General features: G+C 62.8%; 21 protein-coding genes and 1 pseudogene. 17 read left to right on the top strand and 5 right to left on the bottom strand.

Annotated elements, in window-relative coordinates; all coding sequences use genetic code 11:
* Positions 1-14 precede the first annotated feature (14 nt).
* A complete protein-coding gene (gene hslV / locus JG739_RS01870) occupies positions 15-566 on the bottom strand; it encodes an ATP-dependent protease subunit HslV (RefSeq protein WP_202364993.1) in 552 nt (183 codons plus the stop codon).
* 240 nt (positions 567-806) lie between these two features.
* On the opposite strand from hslV, the gene hisB reads away from it, so the two are divergent.
* From hisB to JG739_RS01820, 10 genes are all read left to right on the top strand, one after another.
* A complete protein-coding gene (gene hisB, locus JG739_RS01865) occupies positions 807-1,406 on the top strand; it encodes an imidazoleglycerol-phosphate dehydratase HisB (protein WP_202364992.1) in 600 nt (199 codons plus the stop codon).
* Positions 1,407-1,409: 3 nt separating this feature from the next.
* Positions 1,410-1,886 (top strand): DUF2628 domain-containing protein, encoded by a 477-nt coding sequence (locus tag JG739_RS01860; protein WP_202364991.1) that lies wholly within the window; start codon positions 1,410-1,412, stop codon positions 1,884-1,886.
* A gap of 1 nt (position 1,887) precedes the next feature.
* Positions 1,888-2,538 carry an imidazole glycerol phosphate synthase subunit HisH gene (gene hisH, locus JG739_RS01855; RefSeq protein WP_202364990.1) on the top strand — a complete coding sequence of 217 codons (651 nt, stop codon included), beginning with the start codon at positions 1,888-1,890 and terminating at the stop codon, positions 2,536-2,538.
* Positions 2,539-2,542: 4 nt separating this feature from the next.
* Positions 2,543-2,833: a DUF1330 domain-containing protein gene (locus JG739_RS01850; protein ID WP_023796919.1), complete on the top strand. Its 291-nt coding sequence runs from the start codon at positions 2,543-2,545 to the stop codon at positions 2,831-2,833.
* Between the two features lie 3 nt (positions 2,834-2,836).
* Positions 2,837-3,586, top strand: a complete 750-nt coding sequence (gene hisA / locus JG739_RS01845) for a 1-(5-phosphoribosyl)-5-[(5-phosphoribosylamino)methylideneamino]imidazole-4-carboxamide isomerase (RefSeq protein ID WP_202364989.1) — start codon at positions 2,837-2,839, stop codon at positions 3,584-3,586.
* Positions 3,583-4,419 carry an arginase family protein gene (locus tag JG739_RS01840; protein ID WP_202364988.1) on the top strand — a complete coding sequence of 279 codons (837 nt, stop codon included), beginning with the start codon at positions 3,583-3,585 and terminating at the stop codon, positions 4,417-4,419. Before hisA ends, JG739_RS01840 begins: the two co-directional genes overlap by 4 nt.
* Entirely contained in the window at positions 4,416-5,210 is a 795-nt protein-coding gene (gene hisF, locus JG739_RS01835) for an imidazole glycerol phosphate synthase subunit HisF (protein WP_202367300.1), read from the top strand. The genes JG739_RS01840 and hisF overlap by 4 nt, the downstream gene beginning before the upstream one ends.
* A gap of 90 nt (positions 5,211-5,300) precedes the next feature.
* Entirely contained in the window at positions 5,301-5,627 is a 327-nt protein-coding gene (locus JG739_RS01830; protein ID WP_023796915.1) for a phosphoribosyl-ATP diphosphatase, read from the top strand.
* A 24-nt stretch (positions 5,628-5,651) separates the two neighbouring features.
* A complete protein-coding gene (gene coaA / locus JG739_RS01825; RefSeq protein ID WP_202364987.1) occupies positions 5,652-6,611 on the top strand; it encodes a type I pantothenate kinase in 960 nt (319 codons plus the stop codon).
* 87 nt (positions 6,612-6,698) lie between these two features.
* Positions 6,699-7,187 (top strand): GtrA family protein, encoded by a 489-nt coding sequence (locus tag JG739_RS01820; protein WP_202367299.1) that lies wholly within the window; start codon positions 6,699-6,701, stop codon positions 7,185-7,187.
* A gap of 61 nt (positions 7,188-7,248) precedes the next feature.
* On the opposite strand, the gene JG739_RS35180 is transcribed toward JG739_RS01820, so the two are convergent.
* From JG739_RS35180 to JG739_RS01805, 4 genes and pseudogenes are all read right to left on the bottom strand, one after another.
* Complete coding sequence (locus JG739_RS35180; protein WP_244749916.1) at positions 7,249-7,866, bottom strand: alpha-ketoglutarate-dependent dioxygenase AlkB; 618 nt, start codon at positions 7,864-7,866, stop codon at positions 7,249-7,251.
* Positions 7,867-8,067: 201 nt separating this feature from the next.
* Positions 8,068-8,448, bottom strand: a pseudogene (locus JG739_RS35175) (BON domain-containing protein); the annotation flags it as partial.
* Positions 8,449-8,618: 170 nt separating this feature from the next.
* Positions 8,619-9,056, bottom strand: a complete 438-nt coding sequence (arfB, locus tag JG739_RS01810; RefSeq protein WP_027152041.1) for an alternative ribosome rescue aminoacyl-tRNA hydrolase ArfB — start codon at positions 9,054-9,056, stop codon at positions 8,619-8,621.
* A gap of 97 nt (positions 9,057-9,153) precedes the next feature.
* Positions 9,154-10,764, bottom strand: coding sequence for a phosphoenolpyruvate carboxykinase (locus JG739_RS01805; protein WP_202364985.1), 1,611 nt, complete (start codon positions 10,762-10,764; stop codon positions 9,154-9,156).
* Positions 10,765-11,107: 343 nt separating this feature from the next.
* Here JG739_RS01805 and JG739_RS01800 point away from each other — a divergent pair, with 343 nt between their 5' ends.
* The 7 genes from JG739_RS01800 to JG739_RS01770 all read left to right on the top strand — a co-directional run bounded on the left by JG739_RS01800 (position 11,108) and on the right by JG739_RS01770 (position 19,626).
* Positions 11,108-11,809, top strand: a complete 702-nt coding sequence (locus tag JG739_RS01800) for a response regulator transcription factor (protein WP_023796909.1) — start codon at positions 11,108-11,110, stop codon at positions 11,807-11,809.
* Between the two features lie 143 nt (positions 11,810-11,952).
* Positions 11,953-13,734: a sensor histidine kinase gene (locus JG739_RS01795; protein ID WP_202364984.1), complete on the top strand. Its 1,782-nt coding sequence runs from the start codon at positions 11,953-11,955 to the stop codon at positions 13,732-13,734.
* 218 nt (positions 13,735-13,952) lie between these two features.
* Complete coding sequence (locus tag JG739_RS01790) at positions 13,953-14,414, top strand: HPr kinase/phosphorylase (protein ID WP_202364983.1); 462 nt, start codon at positions 13,953-13,955, stop codon at positions 14,412-14,414.
* Between the two features lie 162 nt (positions 14,415-14,576).
* Positions 14,577-14,978: a PTS sugar transporter subunit IIA gene (locus tag JG739_RS01785; protein WP_202364982.1), complete on the top strand. Its 402-nt coding sequence runs from the start codon at positions 14,577-14,579 to the stop codon at positions 14,976-14,978.
* A complete protein-coding gene (locus JG739_RS01780) occupies positions 14,975-15,271 on the top strand; it encodes an HPr family phosphocarrier protein (protein WP_023796904.1) in 297 nt (98 codons plus the stop codon). Before JG739_RS01785 ends, JG739_RS01780 begins: the two co-directional genes overlap by 4 nt.
* Before the next feature lie 191 nt (positions 15,272-15,462).
* On the top strand, positions 15,463-16,863 hold the full coding sequence (gene ahcY / locus JG739_RS01775) for an adenosylhomocysteinase (RefSeq protein WP_202364981.1): 1,401 nt from the start codon (positions 15,463-15,465) through the stop codon (positions 16,861-16,863).
* 189 nt (positions 16,864-17,052) lie between these two features.
* Positions 17,053-19,626: a sensor histidine kinase gene (locus tag JG739_RS01770; protein WP_202364980.1), complete on the top strand. Its 2,574-nt coding sequence runs from the start codon at positions 17,053-17,055 to the stop codon at positions 19,624-19,626.
* Positions 19,627-19,633 lie beyond the last annotated feature (7 nt).

The following is a 19,633-nucleotide window of genomic DNA, read 5'->3' as shown; positions in this document are numbered from 1 at the left end:
GGCCAGCGGCCGGCTCAGCCGGCATCGAGAGTTTCGATGACAAAATTGTTGTTGGTGTAGACGCAAATGTCGGATGCGATCTGCATCGCCTTGCGGGCGATTTCTTCGGCATCCTTGTCGGTGTCCATCAGCGCGCGCGCCGCGGCCAGCGCAAAATTGCCGCCCGAACCGATCGCCATGACGCCATGTTCGGGTTCGAGCACGTCGCCGGTGCCGGTCAGCGCCAGCGAGACCGACTTGTCGGCGACCAGCATCATCGCTTCCAGCCGGCGCAGATAGCGGTCGGTGCGCCAGTCCTTGGCGAGTTCCACGCAGGCCCGCGTCAATTGCTCCGGATATTGTTCGAGCTTGGCCTCCAGCCGCTCCAGAAGCGTGAAGGCGTCAGCGGTGGCGCCGGCGAAGCCGGCAATGACATTGCCGCTTTTGCCGATTCGGCGCACCTTCTTGGCATTGCCTTTCATGATCGTCTGGCCAAGGCTGACCTGGCCATCACCGGCGATCACCACCTTGCCGCCCCTGCGCACGGTCAGGATCGTCGTGGCGTGCATGGTCAGTTCGTTCGACATCTCTGCTCCGATCAGCACCGGTCCCGACAAGGCGATTGGCGCATTACGAGTGACTATTATCGACCCTATGTATGCATAGGTCCGATGATTGCCAACCGGTCATCGGCCAGGCTCGATACTGCTTGGCACGGCAACTGGCAATCACCGGATCATGCTGCTAGAAGGCTCTCATTTTCAAGCATGTGGATGCTTTCAAGCATGTGGACGCTTGGAACGCCTGAACTTTGGACAAGGATGAGCATGCCGCCCCGTTCCGCCAACGCAAGCCGCAAGACCAAGGAAACCGACATCTCCGTATCGGTCCAGGTCGACGGCTCGGGAAAATCCGATATTTCGACGGGCGTCGGCTTCTTCGATCACATGCTGGACCAGTTGTCGCGCCATTCGCTGATCGACATGACGGTCAAGGCCAAGGGCGACCTGCATATAGACGACCACCACACGGTCGAGGACACCGGCATCGCGCTCGGTCAGGCGCTGGCCAAGGCACTGGGCGAGCGGCGCGGCATCATGCGCTATGCCTCGATCGATCTCGCCATGGACGAGACGCTGACGCGCGCGGCGATCGACGTTTCCGGCCGTCCTTTCCTTGTCTGGAACGTTGTGTTCTCGTCGCCGAAGATCGGCTCGTTCGACACCGAACTGGTGCGCGAATTCTTCCAGGCCCTGGCGCAAAATGCCGGCATCACGCTGCATGTCACCAACCACTATGGCGCCAACAATCACCACATCGCCGAGACCTGCTTCAAGGCGGTGGCGCGTGCGCTGCGTTTCGCGCTTGAAAGCGACCCGCGCCAGCCTGACGCGGTTCCTTCCACCAAGGGATCTCTGAAGGGATAGGCCATGGCCGTCTATGTCGTGATGGAACCGCCGGGCCGCGGCGAAAAGCCTGACAGAACGGCCTTTGTCCGTGATGGGTTTTCCTGGCTTGGCTTCCTGGTGCCGCCACTATGGCTGCTCTGGCACCGGTTGTGGATCGAGGCAGCACTGGCGTTTGTCGGCATGGCTCTGCTTTCGATGCTCGCCGAAGGGCTGAGCCTTGGGCTGGCCGGCCCGCTGCTGTCGCTGCTGGTATCGCTCTTTGTCGGGCTGGAAGGGCAGGCCTTGCGGATCGCCGCACTGCGCCGTCGCGGCTGGCACGAATGGGGCGTCGTCGAGGCCGACAGGCTCGACGACGCCGATACGCGCTATGTGCTGGAAGCCGAAGCGCATACGGATGAGCAAGCGCCAGTGCCGCGCATCGTTCCGGACGCTGCCCATGCCCGGCCGGCGGAGACAGGAATGGTGCTTGGACTGACGCACACGCCGGGAAGACCCTGACATGCGGGTCGCGATCATTGATTATGGCTCGGGCAACCTGCGCTCGGCCACCAAGGCCTTCGAGCGCGCCGCGCACGAGGCCGGCATCGCCGCCGCCATCGAGCTGACCGCCGATGCCGAGCGTGTCAGAACCGCCGACCGCATCGTCCTGCCCGGCGTCGGCGCCTATGCCGATTGCGCGGCCGGGCTGCGCGCTGTGGCCGGCATGTGGGAGGCGGTCGAGGAGGTCGCGATCGTCAAGCGGCGGCCGTTCCTCGGCATCTGCGTCGGCATGCAGCTGATGTCGGAGCGGGGCCTGGAAAAGACTGTTACGACAGGCTTTGGCTGGATCGCCGGCGACGTCAAGGAGATCACCCCGGCCGATCCTGCGCTAAAAATCCCGCAGATCGGCTGGAACACGATCGAGCTCACGCGCAAGCATCCGCTGTTTTCCGGCATTCCGACCGGCAGCAAGGGGCTGCACGCCTATTTCGTTCATTCCTACCATCTCGACGCGCAGAAGCCGGACGAGGTGCTGGCAATTGCCGACTATGGTGGTCCGGTTACAGCTGCTGTTATCAGCGACAATCTCGCCGGCACGCAGTTTCATCCCGAAAAGAGCCAGGCGCTTGGCCTGGCGCTGATCACCAATTTCCTGCGCTGGAGGCCCTAGGAACATGAGCAAGAAAGGCTACTGGATGGCGATGGTCGATGTCCGCGATCCCGAGGGCTACAAGCAGTATATCGAGGCGAACGCGGCGGCTTTTGCGAAATATGGCGCGAAGTTTCCCGTGCGGGCGGGGCGTTATGCGAACCCGGAAGGGCCGACAGGCAACCGCCACGTCCTGGTTGAGTTCGAGTCCTACGACAAGGCGATAGAATGCTACGAATCGCCTGAATACCGGGAGGCATTGAAGTACAGGCTTGCCGCCTCGACCGGTCATTTCGTCATTGTTGAAGGCGCCTGAACGGTGATCCTGTTCCCGGCCATCGACCTCAAGGACGGCAAGTGCGTGCGCCTGAAGCACGGCGATATGGCGACCGCGACGATTTACAATGACGACCCGGCAGCGCAGGCCAGGGCTTTCGAGCAACAAGGCTTTGAATGGCTGCATGTCGTCGACCTCAACGGCGCCTTCAAGGGCCAGAGCGTCAACGGCGCGGCGGTCGGCGCCATTCTCAAGGCAACGAAAAACCCGGTGCAGCTCGGCGGCGGCATTCGCACCCTGGCGCAGGTCGAGGACTGGCTCGATCGCGGGCTGGCCCGCATCATTCTCGGCACGGTGGCCGTGCGCGATCCGGATCTGGTCAGGCAGGCCTGCAAGGCATTCCCGGGCAAGATCGCCGTCGGCATCGACGCCAAGGGCGGCAAGGTGGCGGTCGAGGGCTGGGCCGAGGCCTCTAGTCTCGGCGTCATCGAACTGGCCAAGAAGTTTGAGGGCGCCGGCGTTGCCGCCATCATCTACACCGACATCGACCGCGACGGTGTGCTGACCGGCATCAACTGGGACGCCACCATCGATCTTGCCGACGCCGTGTCGATCCCGGTCATCGCCTCCGGCGGGCTGGCCTCGATCGCCGACATCGTGCGCATGACGATGCCCGATGCGCAAAAGCTCGAAGGCGCCATCTCAGGGCGTGCGCTGTATGACGGGCGTATCGACCCGGCCGAGGCATTGGCGATCCTGGCGGCCGGACCGCAGAAGGCGAGGGCGCGATGAAACTCTCGATCATCCTCGCACCCTATGACAGCGGCCTTTACCACGCCGGCTTTGGCCAGGGTCCCGACGCCATCATTGCCGGCGGCCTTGTCGATGAACTTGCCTTGCGCGGCCATGATGTAATCGTCGAGGACATCGGCGAGGTCGGTGATGCCCAAAGACGCGAAATCGCGACAGGTTTCGCGGTTTGTCGGGCAGTCGCCACCAAGGTCGACATGGCGCGCGACGATGAGCGTTTTCCCATCGTGCTCGCCGGAAACTGCCTGACCGCCGCCGGTGCGGTGGCTGGCGACGCCGCGGATTCGATCATCTGGATCGATCAGCATGGCGATCTCAACACGCCCGAGACTTCGGCCCATGGCTTTCTCGACGGCATGGCGCTGGCGACGACGCTGGGGCTCTGCTGGCGGCCGATGACGTCAGCCATTCCCGGCTTCCGGGCGATCGACCCGTCGCGCTGCATGCTGGTCGACGCGCGCGACCTCGATCCAGATGAAAGGCGGCTTCTGGAGACGTTGCCGATCATTCGCGCCCAGTGGACCGATGCACTCGACAATGTCGGAAAGCTCAAGGCGGCCGGCGCCGCCCAAGCGCATTTGCATCTTGATCTGGATGTTCACGATCCGGATGTGCTGCAAGTGAACCGCTATGCGCTGCCGGGAGGTCCAAATCCGGAACAGCTGCGGCAACTGGTTTGCGGGCTGGCCAAGTCGATCCCGATCGTCGGCATCACCCTGTCCGCCTACGATCCTGCCTTTGACGCCAAAGGCGAGGTTCCGCCTGTCGTTGGGCAATTGCTTGGCGATTTTCTTGCCGCGCATGCGAGGATCTGATGCTGAAGGCCCGCGTCATCCCCTGTCTCGACGTCAAGAACGGCCGCGTCGTCAAAGGCGTCAATTTCGTCGACCTGATCGATGCCGGCGATCCGGTCGAAGCGGCCAAGGCCTATGATGCGGCCGGCGCCGACGAGCTCTGCTTCCTCGACATCACCGCCTCGTCCGAAAATCGCGAGACCATCTTCGATATCGTCGCCCGCACCGCCGAGCAATGCTTCATGCCGCTGACCGTCGGCGGCGGGGTGCGCCAGGTCGCCGATATAAGAAAGCTGCTTTTGGCCGGCGCCGACAAAGTGTCGATCAACACGGCGGCGGTGAGGAATCCCGATTTCATCGCCGAGGCGGCCGACAAGTTCGGCAACCAGTGCATTGTCGTCGCCATCGATGCCAAGATGGTGTCAGGCGAAGACGAGGCCGACCGCTGGGAGATTTTCACCCATGGCGGCCGCGAGAAGACCGGCATCGACGCGGTCGAATTCGCTCAGCAGATGGTCGATCGCGGCGCCGGCGAGATCCTGCTGACGTCGATGGACCGCGACGGCACCAAGGCCGGCTACGACATCGCGCTCACCCGCGCGGTCGCCGACGCCGTGCGGGCGCCGGTCATCGCCTCCGGCGGCGTCGGCACGCTCGATCACCTGGTCGAGGGCATTCGCGACGGCCATGCCGGCGCGGTGCTGGCGGCATCGATTTTCCATTTCGGCACGTACAGCATTGCCAAAGCCAAGTCGCACATGGCCCGCGCCGGCCTGCCGATGCGACTGGACTCGTCAGGGGATCGGCTCTAAAGCATGATCCCGAACCGAAGGTCCGCGCCAGCCAAAAGAGGGAACCGGGTTCGGAAAAGATCATGCTTAAACAAGCAGATAGATGGCGCCATGGCTGAGTTTTCGCTCTCCGATCTGGAGACAATCATCAGGGAACGCGCGCATTCCGGCGATCCGGATTCGTGGACGGCAAAGCTGTTCGCGCGCGGCATCGACAAGGCGGCGCAGAAGCTCGGCGAAGAGGCGGTCGAAACGGTGATCGCGGCCGTTGGCGGTGACAGACAAGCGCTCGTTTCGGAAAGCGCCGATCTCATTTATCATTGGCTCGTCGTTCTTGGCGTCGCCGGCGTCCCGCTTGCCGATGTCCTGACCGAACTCGAGCGCCGCACCGGTCGTTCGGGCATCGCCGAAAAGGCGTCTCGGCAGGACCGGGGCTGATCGCTGCGGAGGGCAGGAAACTCGATGGACCAGCTCGCCCCCACCGAGAAATATTCGCCCTTCCGTTTTTTTTCGGCGGAGCAATGGTCGCAGTTCCGCGCCGATACGCCGATGACGCTCGGCGCGGACGAGATCCGTCGCCTGCGTTCGCTCAACGACCCGGTCGACCTCGAAGAGGTCAAGCGCATTTATCTTTCGCTATCGCGGCTGTTGTCGGCCCATGTCGAGGCCAGCCAACTGCTGTTCAGGCAGCGCCAGGCCTTCTTCAACGCGGGAGATGTCGTCAAGACGCCCTTCATCATCGGCATTGCCGGCTCCGTCGCGGTCGGCAAATCGACCACGGCGCGCGTCCTCAAGGAATTGCTGGCGCGCTGGCCGTCGAGCCCGAAGGTCGATCTGATCACCACCGACGGCTTCCTGCTTCCCAACGAAATCCTGCGCCGCAACAATTTGATGGAGCGCAAGGGCTTTCCCGACAGCTACGATGTCGGCGCCCTGCTGCGTTTCCTGTCGGGCATCAAATCGGGGCAGCGCAATGTCCGCGCGCCAGTCTATTCGCACCTGACCTACGACGTCGTTCCCGGCGAGTTCCAGACCATCGACCGGCCGGACATATTGATCTTCGAAGGCATCAACGTGCTGCAGCCGGGCAAGCTGCCAAAGGACGGCAAGATCGTGCCTTTCCTGTCGGATTTCTTCGACTTCGCCATCTATATCGATGCCGAAGAGGAGCTGATCCATCAATGGTACATCGCCCGCTTCATGCGGCTGCGCGAGACCGCCTTCCGCGATCCGGACTCCTTCTTCCACCGCTATTCGCAACTTTCGCTGGCAGCGGCCCGCGCCATCGCCGAAGGCCTGTGGGCCAACATCAACCTGAAGAATCTGCGCGAAAACATCCTGCCGACGAGAGCCCGCGCCGATCTCATCCTGCGCAAGGGCGCCAATCACCTGGTCGAGGAAGTGGCGCTCAGGAAGCTGTAACGAATGGGTTAACGGCGCTTTAGGCAGTGCCCGCTATCGTTCGATTGCAAAATCCAGAGCATTTGTCGGGAGCAGCCGGTGATCAATATGCCTGCATTGCGTCGGCCCGACATTTCCGCCTGGCGCGGAACGCTTGCTGCGCGCCGGCTTATCAAATTCGCCTCGGTGGGAATTGCGGCCACAGTCCTTTATGCGCTTTGTGCCTGCCTCTTCAGCAGTGCCGGGTCGCGATACCTGTCGCCCGCCACAGCCTCCGTCGCCGCCTATGCGGTCGCGGCGATATTCTCCTATCTCGGCCACAAGTTCTTCACCTTCATGTCCGCCGGCTCGCATCAATTTGAAGCGCCGCGTTTCGCCGCTCTCACCGGTTCCGGTCTTGCCGCCGCCTATCTCCTGCCGCTGCTCCTTGTCGGGCAGCTCGGCCTGCCGGTTGCAATTCCGATCCTGCTCACTTGTATTCTCATTCCCGTCGTCAACTTTGTCGTTCTCGAACGCTGGATCTTTTCCGGTCGTGCAGTGGCGAGCCTGGCCCATGACACGAAGCGGGTGCCGGTTTTGGGAAAGTCCGACGCTTGAATAAAGTGATAGAGCGGCGATACGGCCCGACTTGAAAGTCCGCCGCTTTGCGCGACATGCATTAGCCAGGACAGGTCACCCGCCGCAGCGTCAGATTGATCCGCCCGCCATTCCTGAGCAGTGCCGAGGTCGACGGATAGATACGATCGACGCCGTGGAAACAGAGGCGGCCTTCGCCGCCAAGCACGACGACGTCGCCGCTTTTCAGCCTGAACGATTTGGTGCCGCCTTCGCGCGTGCTCTGGCCGACCCTGAACAGGCAATCGTCGCCCAGTGAAACGGAGACGACCGGCGCGGAGAAATCGATCTCGTCGCGGTCCTGATGAAGGCCCATCTTCGCGTCGGGCGAATAGAAATTGACCAGGCAAGCCTCCGGCGGATGGGGATAAGCCGACACCTCGCACCACAGCTCCAGCAGCACGTCCGGGATCGGTGGCCAGGGCGTTCCGGTTACCGGGTGCGTCGGCTGGTAGCGATAGCCGTGCTCCCTGTCGGTGACCCAGCCAAGCGGACCGCAATTGGTCATGCGGACGCTCATCTCCTTGCCGGTGCGCGGCATCGCCGGCACGAACAGCGGCGCTTCCTGCACGACCTGCCTCACCTCCTCGACCAGCGCTTCCTGCACGGCGCGGGACAGATAGCCGGGCATGTGGCGGACGCCTATGGGCAGGACGAGCATTAGCTTGATCCGTTGGTCTGCAAACAAGCAGAATGCCACCATCGAATGAAAACGGCGACCCGAAAGCCGCCGTTCTTGTCCGTGGATGGCAATCGCCAGCTTGAGGTGGTGAGGTTCAGGACAGGTCCGGGATGCGCAGAACCTGCCCGGATAGATCTTGTCCGGGTCGGTCAGCATCGGCTTGTTGGCCTCGAAAATGATCGTGTGCTTCGCACCCTTGCCTTTGCCATAGCTCTTTTCGGCGATCTTCCAGAGGTTGTCGCCTTTCTTGACCGTGTAGAAGGTCGGTTGCTTGGCCGGGGCTGCGGGCGTGCCGGCCTCGGGTGCGGCGACCTGCAATTCATCCGCCTGCACCTTGGACACGCCGAGTGTGTTGCCGACGGCAATGACCGCCTTTTCGAAGATCGACTGGTCCTTGACCACGCCTTTCAGCACAGCCGTATCGCCCTTGACGTCGACTTCCACCTTGTCGGTGCCGAGCCCGTGCGAATCGAGTTCCTTCTTCAGCGTATCGGCGGTCGGCTCCGGCTCATCGTCGCCGAAGCCGAGCTTCTTGCCGACGCCCTTGACGAAATCAAACATGCCCATTTGCGGTCTCCTTGCTGTGACGAACACCGAACTTGCCACCTGCAACCTCGAATTGGAAGCGGTCTCGACCGCGGTCGACGTCGCGCCTCCCGCATCGGCCCAAAACTCGGGATGTATTTTTCGAAAAGTGCCAGAGCGCAGCTGTGCGTCCAGCTGGACGCGCGTCAATCGTCGTCCACCCGTCCGCGCAGCTTCTTGATCGTGCCGCGCCCAGCCTTGGTCTTCAGCCGCCTTTCGACCGCGCCTTTCGACGGCCTCGTCTTCTTGCGCGGCGGCGGCGGCGGTTCGGCGGCCCTGGCGACCAGTTCGGCAAGCCGCGCCCGGGCGTCCGCCCGGTTCTGCTCTTGCGTGCGGAAGCGTCCGGCCTCGATGACGATGACGCCGTCCTTGGTGGCGCGCTGGCCGGCCAGCTTTATGGTTCGCTCGCGGACGCGCTCCGACAGGCCCGGCGCATTCGCCGCATCGAAGCGCAATTGCACCGCCGTCGCCACCTTGTTGACGTTCTGGCCGCCGGGGCCGGACGAGCGGATGAAGTCCTCGTGCAGGTCATCCGGATGGATCACCGCATCGTCGGCTATGATGATCTTGTCGTCGGCGTTCATGCCGCAGTCATGGCGTGGCGGACGAAAAAAGAAAAGGCCCGATCCCCCGGGGTCGGGTTTTCCCGATCCCGGTCCGGGCCTCGAGACGCAGCGGCGACTATTCCGCGGCTTCGCGCATGCGCGGCGCGGCGCCGAGCACGATGGCGTCGACATGAGGTTCGAATTTTTCGAAATTGACGGCGAACATGCCGACCAGCCTCGCCGCCTGCAGGTCATAGGCTGAGGTATCGGCCCAAGTCGATCTTGGATCGAGAATGGCACGGTCGACGCCCGCGACCGCCACCGGCACCTCGAAACCAAAATTGGCGTCGGTCCGGTAATCGGCCCCTTTCAGCGAGCCGTCGAGCGCCGCGGCGAGCAGCGCCCGCGTCGCCTTGATCGGCATCCGCTTGCCGGTGCCGTAGGCGCCGCCGGTCCAACCGGTGTTGACCAGCCAGCAATCGACACAGTGATGGGCGATCAGCTCGCGTAGCAGATTGCCGTATTCCGACGGATGGCGCGGCATGAACGGTGCGCCGAAACAGGTCGAAAACGTCGCTTCGGGTTCGGTGACGCCCTTTTCGGTCCCCGCCACCTTGGCGGTGTAGCCGGAGAGGAAATGATACATCGCCTGCGCCGGGGTCAGCCGGGCGATCGGCGGCATCACGCCGAATGCGTCGGCGGTCAGCATGATGATGTTTTTCGGGTGACCGGCGCGGCCTGTCTTGCTGGCGTTGGGGATGAAGTGGAGCGGATAGGCGCAGCGCGTGTTTTCCGTGAGATTGCCGTCGTTGAAATCCGGCACGCGGCCGGCGTCGAGCACCACATTCTCCAGCACCGTGCCGAAGCGCTGGGTGGTGGCGAAGATCTCCGGCTCGGCTTCGGCCGAGAGCTTTATCGTCTTGGCATAGCAGCCGCCTTCGAAGTTGAAGATACCATGCGGACCCCAGCCGTGCTCGTCGTCGCCGACCAGCGTGCGCGACGGATCGGCCGACAGCGTCGTCTTGCCGGTTCCCGAGAGGCCGAAGAAGATGGCCGCGTCTCCGCCGGCGCCTTCATTGGCCGAGCAATGCATCGGCATCACGCCCTTCGCCGGCAACAGATAGTTGAGCACGGTGAACACCGATTTCTTCATTTCGCCGGCATAGGAGGTGCCGCCGATCAGCACGATCATGCGCGTCAGATCGACGGCGATCACCGTTCCGGTCCGGGTACCGTGGCGGACGGGATCGGCACGGAACGACGGCAGGTCGATGATCGTCAAGTCGGGCAAAAAATGCTCGAGCTCGGCGGCTTCCGGACGAATGAGCAGATTGCGGATGAACAAGGAGTGCCAGGCGAACTCCGTGACGACCCGGGTCGTCAGCTTCAAGTCCTTATCGGCGCCGCCGACCAGGTCCTGCACATAAAGATCCTTGTCCGCCGCATGGGCGCGAAAATCGGCGAGCAGCGTGTCGAACTGGGCCGGCGAAATCGACTTGTTGTTGTCCCACCATACATGCGGCCCGGTGGTCTCGTCGCGCACGACGAATTTGTCCTTGGGCGAGCGGCCGGTGTGCTGTCCGGTCTCGGCGACCAGCGCGCCATGCGCGGTAAGCCGGGCCTCGCCGCGGCGGATCGCTTCCTCGTAAAGGACGGCCTCGCCGAAATTATAGCGCACCGCGCCGGTGGTTTTCAGGCCGATCCGGTCGATCGGCCATGCGGGATTGCGTTTGCCGGCTTCCGACATGAGGGGTTCCTTCTTCGATTGCAGCATCCTGGCCGGCGAACTTCCGGAGCCCCCAACGATGGAGACTGTAACGGTCAGAACCAGAAAAGCCAAATGATATCAAATATTTAATCGATTTAAATATTTTGAAAGTTGTTTAAATCGTTTATATGTGCGAAAAATCAGGCGGGTGCCCAAAGGATTGGCGGTCTGTATCGGTCAATCCATGTTGAGGTGAGATTGTGGCCGCCGGCATGCCGCTCGTGACAGCGGACGAAGCCTGTGCCACATTTTGTACCTAATTTGTCCTGCAAAAGCCCCTTCTCGACCAAAGAAGGGACAGCTCATGAGGGAGCCACTTGAAATGGCAACAATCGCGCTTGTCGACGACGACCGCAACATTCTGACTTCGGTGTCGATCGCCCTCGAATCGGAGGGATATCGCGTCGAAACCTATACGGATGGGGCGTCGGCGCTGGAAGGTCTGGCGGCGCGCCCGCCGAATCTCGCCATCCTCGACATCAAGATGCCGCGCATGGACGGCATGGAGCTGCTGCGCCGGATGCGCCAGAAATCCGACCTGCCGGTGATCTTCCTGACGTCCAAGGACGACGAGATCGATGAGCTTTTCGGCCTCAAGATGGGTGCCGACGACTTTATCCGTAAGCCCTTCTCGCAGCGTCTTCTGGTCGAGCGGGTTCGGGCCGTGCTGCGCCGTGCCAGCGCCCGCGAGGCGTCGGCCAAGACGCCCAACCAGCAGGCCCGTTCGCTTGAGCGCGGCCAGCTTGTCATGGACCAGGAGCGCCACACCTGCACCTGGAAGGGCGAGCCGGTGACGCTTACCGTCACCGAATTCCTGATCCTGCATTCTCTGGCCCAACGCCCCGGTGTGGTAAAAAGCCGTGATGCGCTGATGGATTCGGCCTATGATGAGCAGGTCTATGTCGATGACCGCACCATCGACAGTCACATCAAGCGGCTTCGCAAGAAGTTCAAGGCCGTCGATGATGACTTCGAGATGATCGAAACCCTTTACGGAGTCGGATATCGGTTCCGCGAAGCATGAATAGGCAGTAGGCAGTAGGGAATAGTCGGTAGTCAGTTTTGAATGGTGCGAGCGGCCTCATGCATCGCCGCGATCTCCGCCAACCATTTCTCTATTCCCTACTGCCTACTCACTAATCACTGATGACCGGGGGCTGCTATTCGATGGCAGTGGACGTAGAGCGAGTGAGACGGACGGGCGCCCGGCGCCCGTCGCGGATTCTGCCCGCATTCCTGTCGAGGATCACGGTGCCGATGCGCCGCTTCCTCGGCCACCATATCTTTTCCAGCCTGACGCGGCGCATTCTCTTCCTCAACCTCGCCGGCCTGGCCGTCCTGGTCACCGGCATCCTCTACCTCAACACGTTTCGCGACGGACTGATCGATGCCCGCGTCGAGAGCCTGATGACCCAGGGCGAGATCATCGCCGGCGCGATCGCGGCGTCGGCGACGGTCGAGACCGATTCGATCAGCATCGATCCGGAAAAGCTGCTTGAACTGCAGGCCGGCGAAAGCCTGGGCCCCGGCTCCGATCAGCTCGACAATCTGGACTTTCCGATCAATCCGGAGCGCGTCGCGCCGGTGCTCAGGCGCTTGATCTCGCCGACGCGGACGCGCGCCCGGATCTATGACCGCGACGCCAATCTGCTGCTCGATTCGCGCCACCTCTATTCGCGCGGCCAGATCCTTCGCTACGATCTGCCGCCGACCGACAAGGAAGAGCCCGATCTTCTCGAGCGAATCCAGAAATTCGTCTTCGACTTCTTCCGCAACACCGCGCTGCCGGTCTACCATGAGCAGCCGGGCGGCAACGGCGCTGCATTTCCGGAGGTGGTCAAGGCGCTTACCGGCAGCCCGTCGACCATCGTGCGGATCTCCGAACAGGGCGAGCAGATTGTTTCGGTCGCCGTGCCGATCCAGCGCTTCCGCGCCGTCCTCGGCGTGCTGATGCTGTCGACGGAAGGCGGCGACATCGACAAGATCGTCGCGGCCGAGCGCAAGGCGATCCTGCGCGTCTTCGGCATCGCCGCCCTTGTCACCGCCATCCTGTCGATGCTGCTCGCTTCGACCATCGCCAACCCGCTGCGCCGGCTGTCGGCGGCGGCGGTCAGGGTCCGGCGCGGCGTCAAGAATCGCGAGGAAATCCCAGACTTCTCCGATCGGCAGGACGAGATCGGCAATCTGTCGATCGCCGTGCGCGACATGACCAATGCGCTCTACGCCCGCATCGAGGCGATCGAGAGTTTCGCGGCTGACGTCTCGCACGAATTGAAGAACCCGCTGACCTCGCTGCGCAGCGCGGTAGAGACCCTGCCTCTGGCTAAGAACGAGGCGTCGCGCGCCCGGTTGATGGAGATCATCCAGCACGACGTCAGGCGGCTGGACCGTCTCATCACCGACATTTCCGATGCCTCCCGTCTTGACGCCGAGCTCGCGCGCGAAGACGCAGGAACCGTGGATCTCAAGAAATTCATCACGGATCTGGTCGACGTTTCGCGCACAGCCACGCGCAACAAGAAGACGGTCGAAATCGAGTTCAAGGTCGCCAAACTGCCGCAGGGCGTCAAAGGCTACTTCGTCGCCGGCCATGATCTGAGGATCGGCCAGGTCATCACCAACCTGATCGAGAATGCCCGCTCCTTCGTTCCTGAGGAGCGCGGCCACATCGCCATATCGCTGGCGCGTGCCGGCAAGGTCAACATCATCACCGTCGACGACAATGGTCCCGGTATAAGGGCCGACAACATCGACCGCATCTTCGAACGCTTCTACACCGACCGGCCGGCCGGCGAGGCGTTCGGCCAGAACTCGGGTCTTGGCCTGTCGATCAGCAGGCAGATCGTCGAAGCTCATGGCGGCACCCTGACTGCCGAGAATATCCCGGGCACCAAGCCCGGCGAGATCAAGGGCGCGCGCTTCGTCGTGACACTGCCGGCGGAAGGCTGACGCATGATCCCGAACCGAAGGTCCGCGCAGCGAAAAGTGGGAACCGGTTTTCGGACGAGATCATGCGTAAACCAAAAAGCATGATCCCGAACCGAAGGTCCGCGCAGCGAAAAGTGGGAACCGGTTTTCGGACGAGATCATGCGTAAACCAAAAAGCATGATCCCGAACCGAAGGTCCGCGCAGCGAAAAGTGGGAAGCGGTTTTTTCGGGCACGACAATGCCTGATCCGACTGTGCAGGCCGAGAACATTCACGGCACGGCGATCTTGATCGGCGAGCGTGGTGTCCTCATCACGGGACCGTCCGGCTCGGGCAAGACGACGCTGGCGCTCGCCCTCATCGATCATTGCCGTCAACGCGGATTGTTTTCGCGGCTGATCGGTGACGACAGGCTCCTCGCCGCCGATCACGCGGGGCGGCTGGTCTGCCGGGTGCCCGCTCCCATCGCCGGCCTCGTCGAGGTGCCCGGATTCGGCCCGCGGCCATTGTCGTTCGAGCCCGGCGGCGTGATCGACCTTTGCGTCCGGCTGGTCCCGGCAAGCGAGATGGCCCGCTTCCAGGAAGATGCCAGCGAACCCATCGCGGGCTGCCCGCTGCCGCGTATCGATCTTGCCGAACGCAATGTTCCGGCGGCCTTGCCGGCCGTGATGGCGCGGCTGGCAATTGCGCCTTTCGTATAATGCGATTTCGAATTGTTGCTGCAATGCGTCAAAATGGCCTGTGCCTCTGCAATTTTGGGCTTGTCAACGCGCCTCGCGTCGACAAGATAGCGCTCCCGCCGCCTGAAAAGGCCGGCGAGCATGAAACGCCTATGAAGCGGCGATGACGGGAGCCACCAAAGAATGATCGGACTCGTGCTTGTAACGCACGGTCAACTGGCCGCCGAATTCCGCCATGCCGTGGAACATGTCGTCGGGCCACAAGACAGTTTCGAGACCGTGGCGATCGGCGCCGACGACGATATGGAGCAGCGCCGCAGCGACATCATCGACGCCGTTGCCCGTGTCGACACGGGGGCGGGCGTCATCGTCTTGACAGACATGTTCGGCGGCACGCCTTCCAATCTTGCCATTTCGGTGATGGAATCCGGTCGTACCGAGGTCATTGCCGGCATGAACCTGCCGATGCTGATCAAGCTGTCCAGCATTCGCAAGGGCGACAATATGAGCGTAGCGCTGGACGAGGCGCAGGCGGCCGGCCGCAAATACATCAATGTCGCCAGCCAGCTTCTGAGCAGCAAATGAGTGCGCTGTCGGCCAACAAGGGTGACATCGTCCGGGAATTTCCAATCGTCAACCAGCGTGGCCTGCATGCCCGCGCCTCGGCCAAGTTCGTTCAGGTCGCCAGCGGCTTCGACGCCTCCGTCCAGGTCGAGAAGGACGGCGTCACGGTTGGCGGCACCTCGATCATGGGCCTCATGATGCTGGCGGCAAGCCCCGGCTATTCGATCCGCGTCACCGCCAGCGGCCCGGAGGCCGAGCAGGTGATCGACGCGCTGGAGCAGCTGGTCGCCTCCCGCTTCGGCGAAGAGTCCTGACGCCTGGAGCGCCTCGCGGCTGAACCCGATTTCGCGCCGGTGCGTCTGCGAAGACATGCACGGATAAAGATTTCTTTATATCCCATTGTCGTCCGACCGACGATCTGCTAGTCAGGCCGGCAATTCGCGCCCTTCGACACGCCTTCCGGCGCGGGCGCATCCCGAAGACAATTCTTGATCGGAGCACTGCCATGACGGGTAGCAATGACTATGTGGTCGCCGACATCTCGCTTGCCGGCTGGGGCCGCAAGGAGATCGAGATCGCCGAAACCGAAATGCCGGGCCTGATGGCCTGCCGCGAAGAATTCGGCAAGGCGCAGCCGCTCAAGGGCGCGCGCATCACCGGCTCGCTGCACATGACCATCCAGACGGCGGTGCTGATCGAAACGCTGAAGGCGCTCGGCGCCGAGATCCGCTGGGCCTCCTGCAACATCTTCTCGACCCAGGACCATGCGGCCGCGGCCATCGCCGAGGCCGGCATTCCGGTCTTCGCCGTCAAGGGCGAGTCGCTCGAGGACTACTGGGTCTACACCGACAAGATATTCCAGTGGGCCGATGGCGGCACCTCCAACATGATCCTCGACGATGGCGGCGACGCCACCATGTACATCCTGATCGGCGCGCGCGCCGAAGCCGGCGAGGATGTGCTCTCCGATCCGGGCAGCGAGGAGGAAGAAATCCTGTTTGCCCAGATCAAGAAGCGGATGGCGGCATCGCCCGGTTTCTTCACCAAGCAGAAGGAAGCGATCCGCGGCGTCACCGAAGAGACCACCACCGGCGTCAACCGGCTCTATCAGTTGCAGAAGAAGGGGCTGCTGCCGTTCCCGGCGATCAACGTCAACGACAGCGTGACCAAGTCGAAATTCGACAATAAGTATGGCTGCAAGGAATCGCTGGTCGACGGCATTCGCCGCGGCACCGACACGATGATGGCCGGCAAGGTTGCGGTCGTCTGCGGCTATGGCGACGTCGGCAAGGGCTCTTCGGCGTCGCTCAAGGGCGCCGGCGCCCGTGTCAAGGTCACCGAGGTCGATCCGATCTGCGCCTTGCAGGCGGCGATGGACGGCTTCGAAGTCGTCACCCTCGAAGATGCCGCCCCGACCGCCGACATCATCATCACCACCACCGGCAACAAGGATGTCGTCACCATCGACCACATGCGGGCGATGAAGGACATGGTGATCGTCGGCAATATCGGCCACTTCGACAACGAGATCCAGGTGGCGTCGCTGCGCAATCTGAAGTGGACCAACATCAAGCCGCAGGTCGACATGATCACCTTCCCGGACGGCAAGCGGATGATCCTTTTGTCGGAAGGCCGCCTGCTCAATCTCGGCAACGCCACCGGCCACCCGAGCTTTGTCATGTCGGCGTCCTTCACCAACCAGGTGCTGGCCCAGATCGAGTTGTACACCAAGCCTGGCCAGTATCAGAACCAGGTCTATGTCCTGCCGAAGCATCTCGATGAAAAAGTCGCGCGCCTGCATCTCGACAAGCTCGGCGCCCGGCTCACCGAATTGTCCAGCGAACAGGCAGCTTATATCGGCGTGACCCCGCAGGGACCGTTCAAGCCGGAACACTACCGCTATTAACCATAGCTGAGATTACCACTAGATATTGAGGCCGGGCGATTGACTTTTCGCCCGGCTTTATTTTTGCGCTGATTGATTCTTCACGCCGATTCGCGCAAGCGCTATGGTGCTGATTCGCGGGGTTCGGGGACGAGGGCCGACATCCGCATCAGGGCGGTCTTGCATTCAGGCGGCGAAGAGGACCAGGACATGCCGGGGGATTACCCGCCTTGCGCGGGACAGGCCGTTTCCGGCGGCCACAACGATTCGGTGGGTTCCGCTGCCAGAGGCGGAAGCCTCTTATGGCGCGCCGGCGCCCGCGTCGGAAAATTGCTTGCCTCTTCCGCGCTCGCCGGTCCGTTGCTTGGTCTATCGGCACATGCTGGACCCGCTGCTGCGTCCCCCGCGGCCGCCTCCAAAGCCGGGCTCTCGGTCAGCACCGTCGAGGTCATGCAACTCGCCGTGTTTGTCGGCGTCATGGGCGCGGCACTTGTCTCGGCCATTTTCCTGATCCGCGAACGGGCGCGGACCTCGGCGCAGAATGGCGAACTCAGAGCCCGCTTGGCCGACGTCAGCGCTGCGCTGCAACGCTCCGAGGCGCTGCTCAACCTGCGCGACCAGCGTGTCGTCGTATGGGCCGCGGAAAACAAGAAGCCCGAGCTCGTAGGGACATTGCCAGTTGAAAGCGGCGCTCCGGAAGACCGGGCCGCCTTCCTCGCCTTCGGCCGTTGGCTGATGCCGCGCTCGGCGGCGGCGCTCGAGAATGCCGTGGCGGGACTGCGGGAAAAGGCGAAGCCGTTCGACCTCGTCATCGAATCGCAGGCCGGTGCGCCGCTCGAAGTGCACGGCCGCAAGAGCGCAGCACACGTGCTCGTCCGCTTCGTCTCGCTTTCTGAAACGCAGCGAAGCGAGGCTAGGCTAAAAATCGAGAACCAGCGCCTTGCCGCCGACTATGACACCATGCTCGGTCTTTTCAACGCACTCAGCATGCCAGCCTGGCTACGCTCGGCGGACGGGCGGCTGAAATGGGTCAACCGCGCCTATGCCAGGGCGGTCGAGGCGGAAAATGCCGAAGCCGCGGTTCGCGACGCGAAGGAATTCCTGGGCGGCCAGGCGCGCGAAGCAATCGCTGCGCAGCACAAGTCGCATCCCGTTTTCGAGCAGGCGCTTTCCACCGTGATCGAGGGCGACCGCCGCATGTTCGCCGTGACCGACTTCGCCGGCGCGGACGGCTCGGCGGGTCTCGCCTGCGACACCAGCGCCATCGAAACGATCCGTAGCGAATATGAGCGGACCGTGCGCAGCCATGCCGACACGCTCGACCAGCTCAACACCGCCGTGGCGATTTTCGATACCGACGAAAAACTGCGGTTTTTCAACCAGGCGTTCCAGAAACTATGGGGCCTCGACAGCGGCTTCCTGCACAGCGCTCCGGACAACGCCTTGTTGCTCGACCGGCTGCGCAGCGAAGGCAAGATCGCCGAGCAGCCCGAATGGCGGCGCTGGAAGGAAAGCCTGCTTGGCGCCTATCGCGCGGTCGAGTCGCAGGAACATTGGTGGCATTTGCCGGATGGCAAGACTATCCGCGTCGTCGCCAATCCGCAGCCCAAAGGTGGCGTCACCTGGGTGTTCGAGAACCTGACCGAGAAGATGGACCTTGAAAGCCGCTACCAGACCGCGGTGCGGGTCCAGGGCGAGACGCTCGACAATCTTGCCGAAGGCGTGGCCGTGTTCGGCCCCGACGGCAGGCTCAGATTTTCGAACCCTGCATTCGCAGCTCTTTGGGGGCTCGACACCGACGTCGCCAAGCCCAACGTTCACGTCTCCACGATCCGCGATCTGTGCGACCGGCGCGCCGCCGACAGTCCCTGGCGCTGGTTCGTCGCCGCCGTCACCGGTTTCGACGACGAGCGCCGCGACCGCCACGGCCAGACCGAGCTGAACAACGGCACCGTCCTGCGCTACGCGATGATCCCGCTGCCCAACGGTCAGGTGATGATGACCTTCGTCGACGTCACCGACAGCGTCAATGTCGAGCGGGCGCTGAAGGACAAGAACGAGGCGCTGGAAAAATCCGACCAGCTCAAGAACGAGTTTGTGCAGCACGTCTCCTACGAGCTGCGCTCGCCGCTGACCAACATCATCGGCTTCACTGAGCTGCTTTCGCTGCCCTCGACCGGGCCATTGAACCAGAAGCAGCGCGAATATGTCGAGCATGTCAGCTCGTCTTCCTCGGTCCTGCTCACCATCGTCAACGACATCCTCGACCTGGCGACCGTGGATGCCGGCATCATGGAACTCGATATCTCCGAAGTTCACGTCGACCGGACCATCGCTGCCGCTGCCGAGCTTGTGGCCGACCGGCTGGAGGAGCATGCGATCAGGCTGAAGATTGATGCGGCCACTGCGCCAAAGACGTTCCACGGCGACGAAACCCGCATCCGCCAGATCCTCTATAACCTGCTGAGCAATGCCGCGAACTACGCTCCGGAGGCAAGCACCGTCACGCTCGCCTGCCGCTCGCTTGCCGAGGGCGTGGAATTCTCCGTTCACGACGATGGTCCCGGCATGCCGCCGGACCTGCTCGATTCGGTGTTCCGCCGTTTCGAACCGCGCACCAATAGCGGCCGCCGGCGCGGCCCCGGCCTCGGCCTGTCGATCGTCAAGAGCTTTGTCGAGCTGCATGGCGGCAGTGTCCGCATCGAAACCGGCAAGGGCATCGGCACCACCGTCATTTGTGCCTTTCCCGACACGCCGTCCGGCATCCGCGCGGCGGCCGAGTAGCGCGTTC

It is taken from the genome of Mesorhizobium sp. L-2-11, assembly GCF_016756595.1.
Taxonomy (GTDB): Bacteria; Pseudomonadota; Alphaproteobacteria; order Rhizobiales; family Rhizobiaceae; genus Mesorhizobium.
The sequence above is the reverse complement of the archived record's forward strand: the minus strand, read 5'-3'. Positions and strand labels throughout refer to the sequence as shown.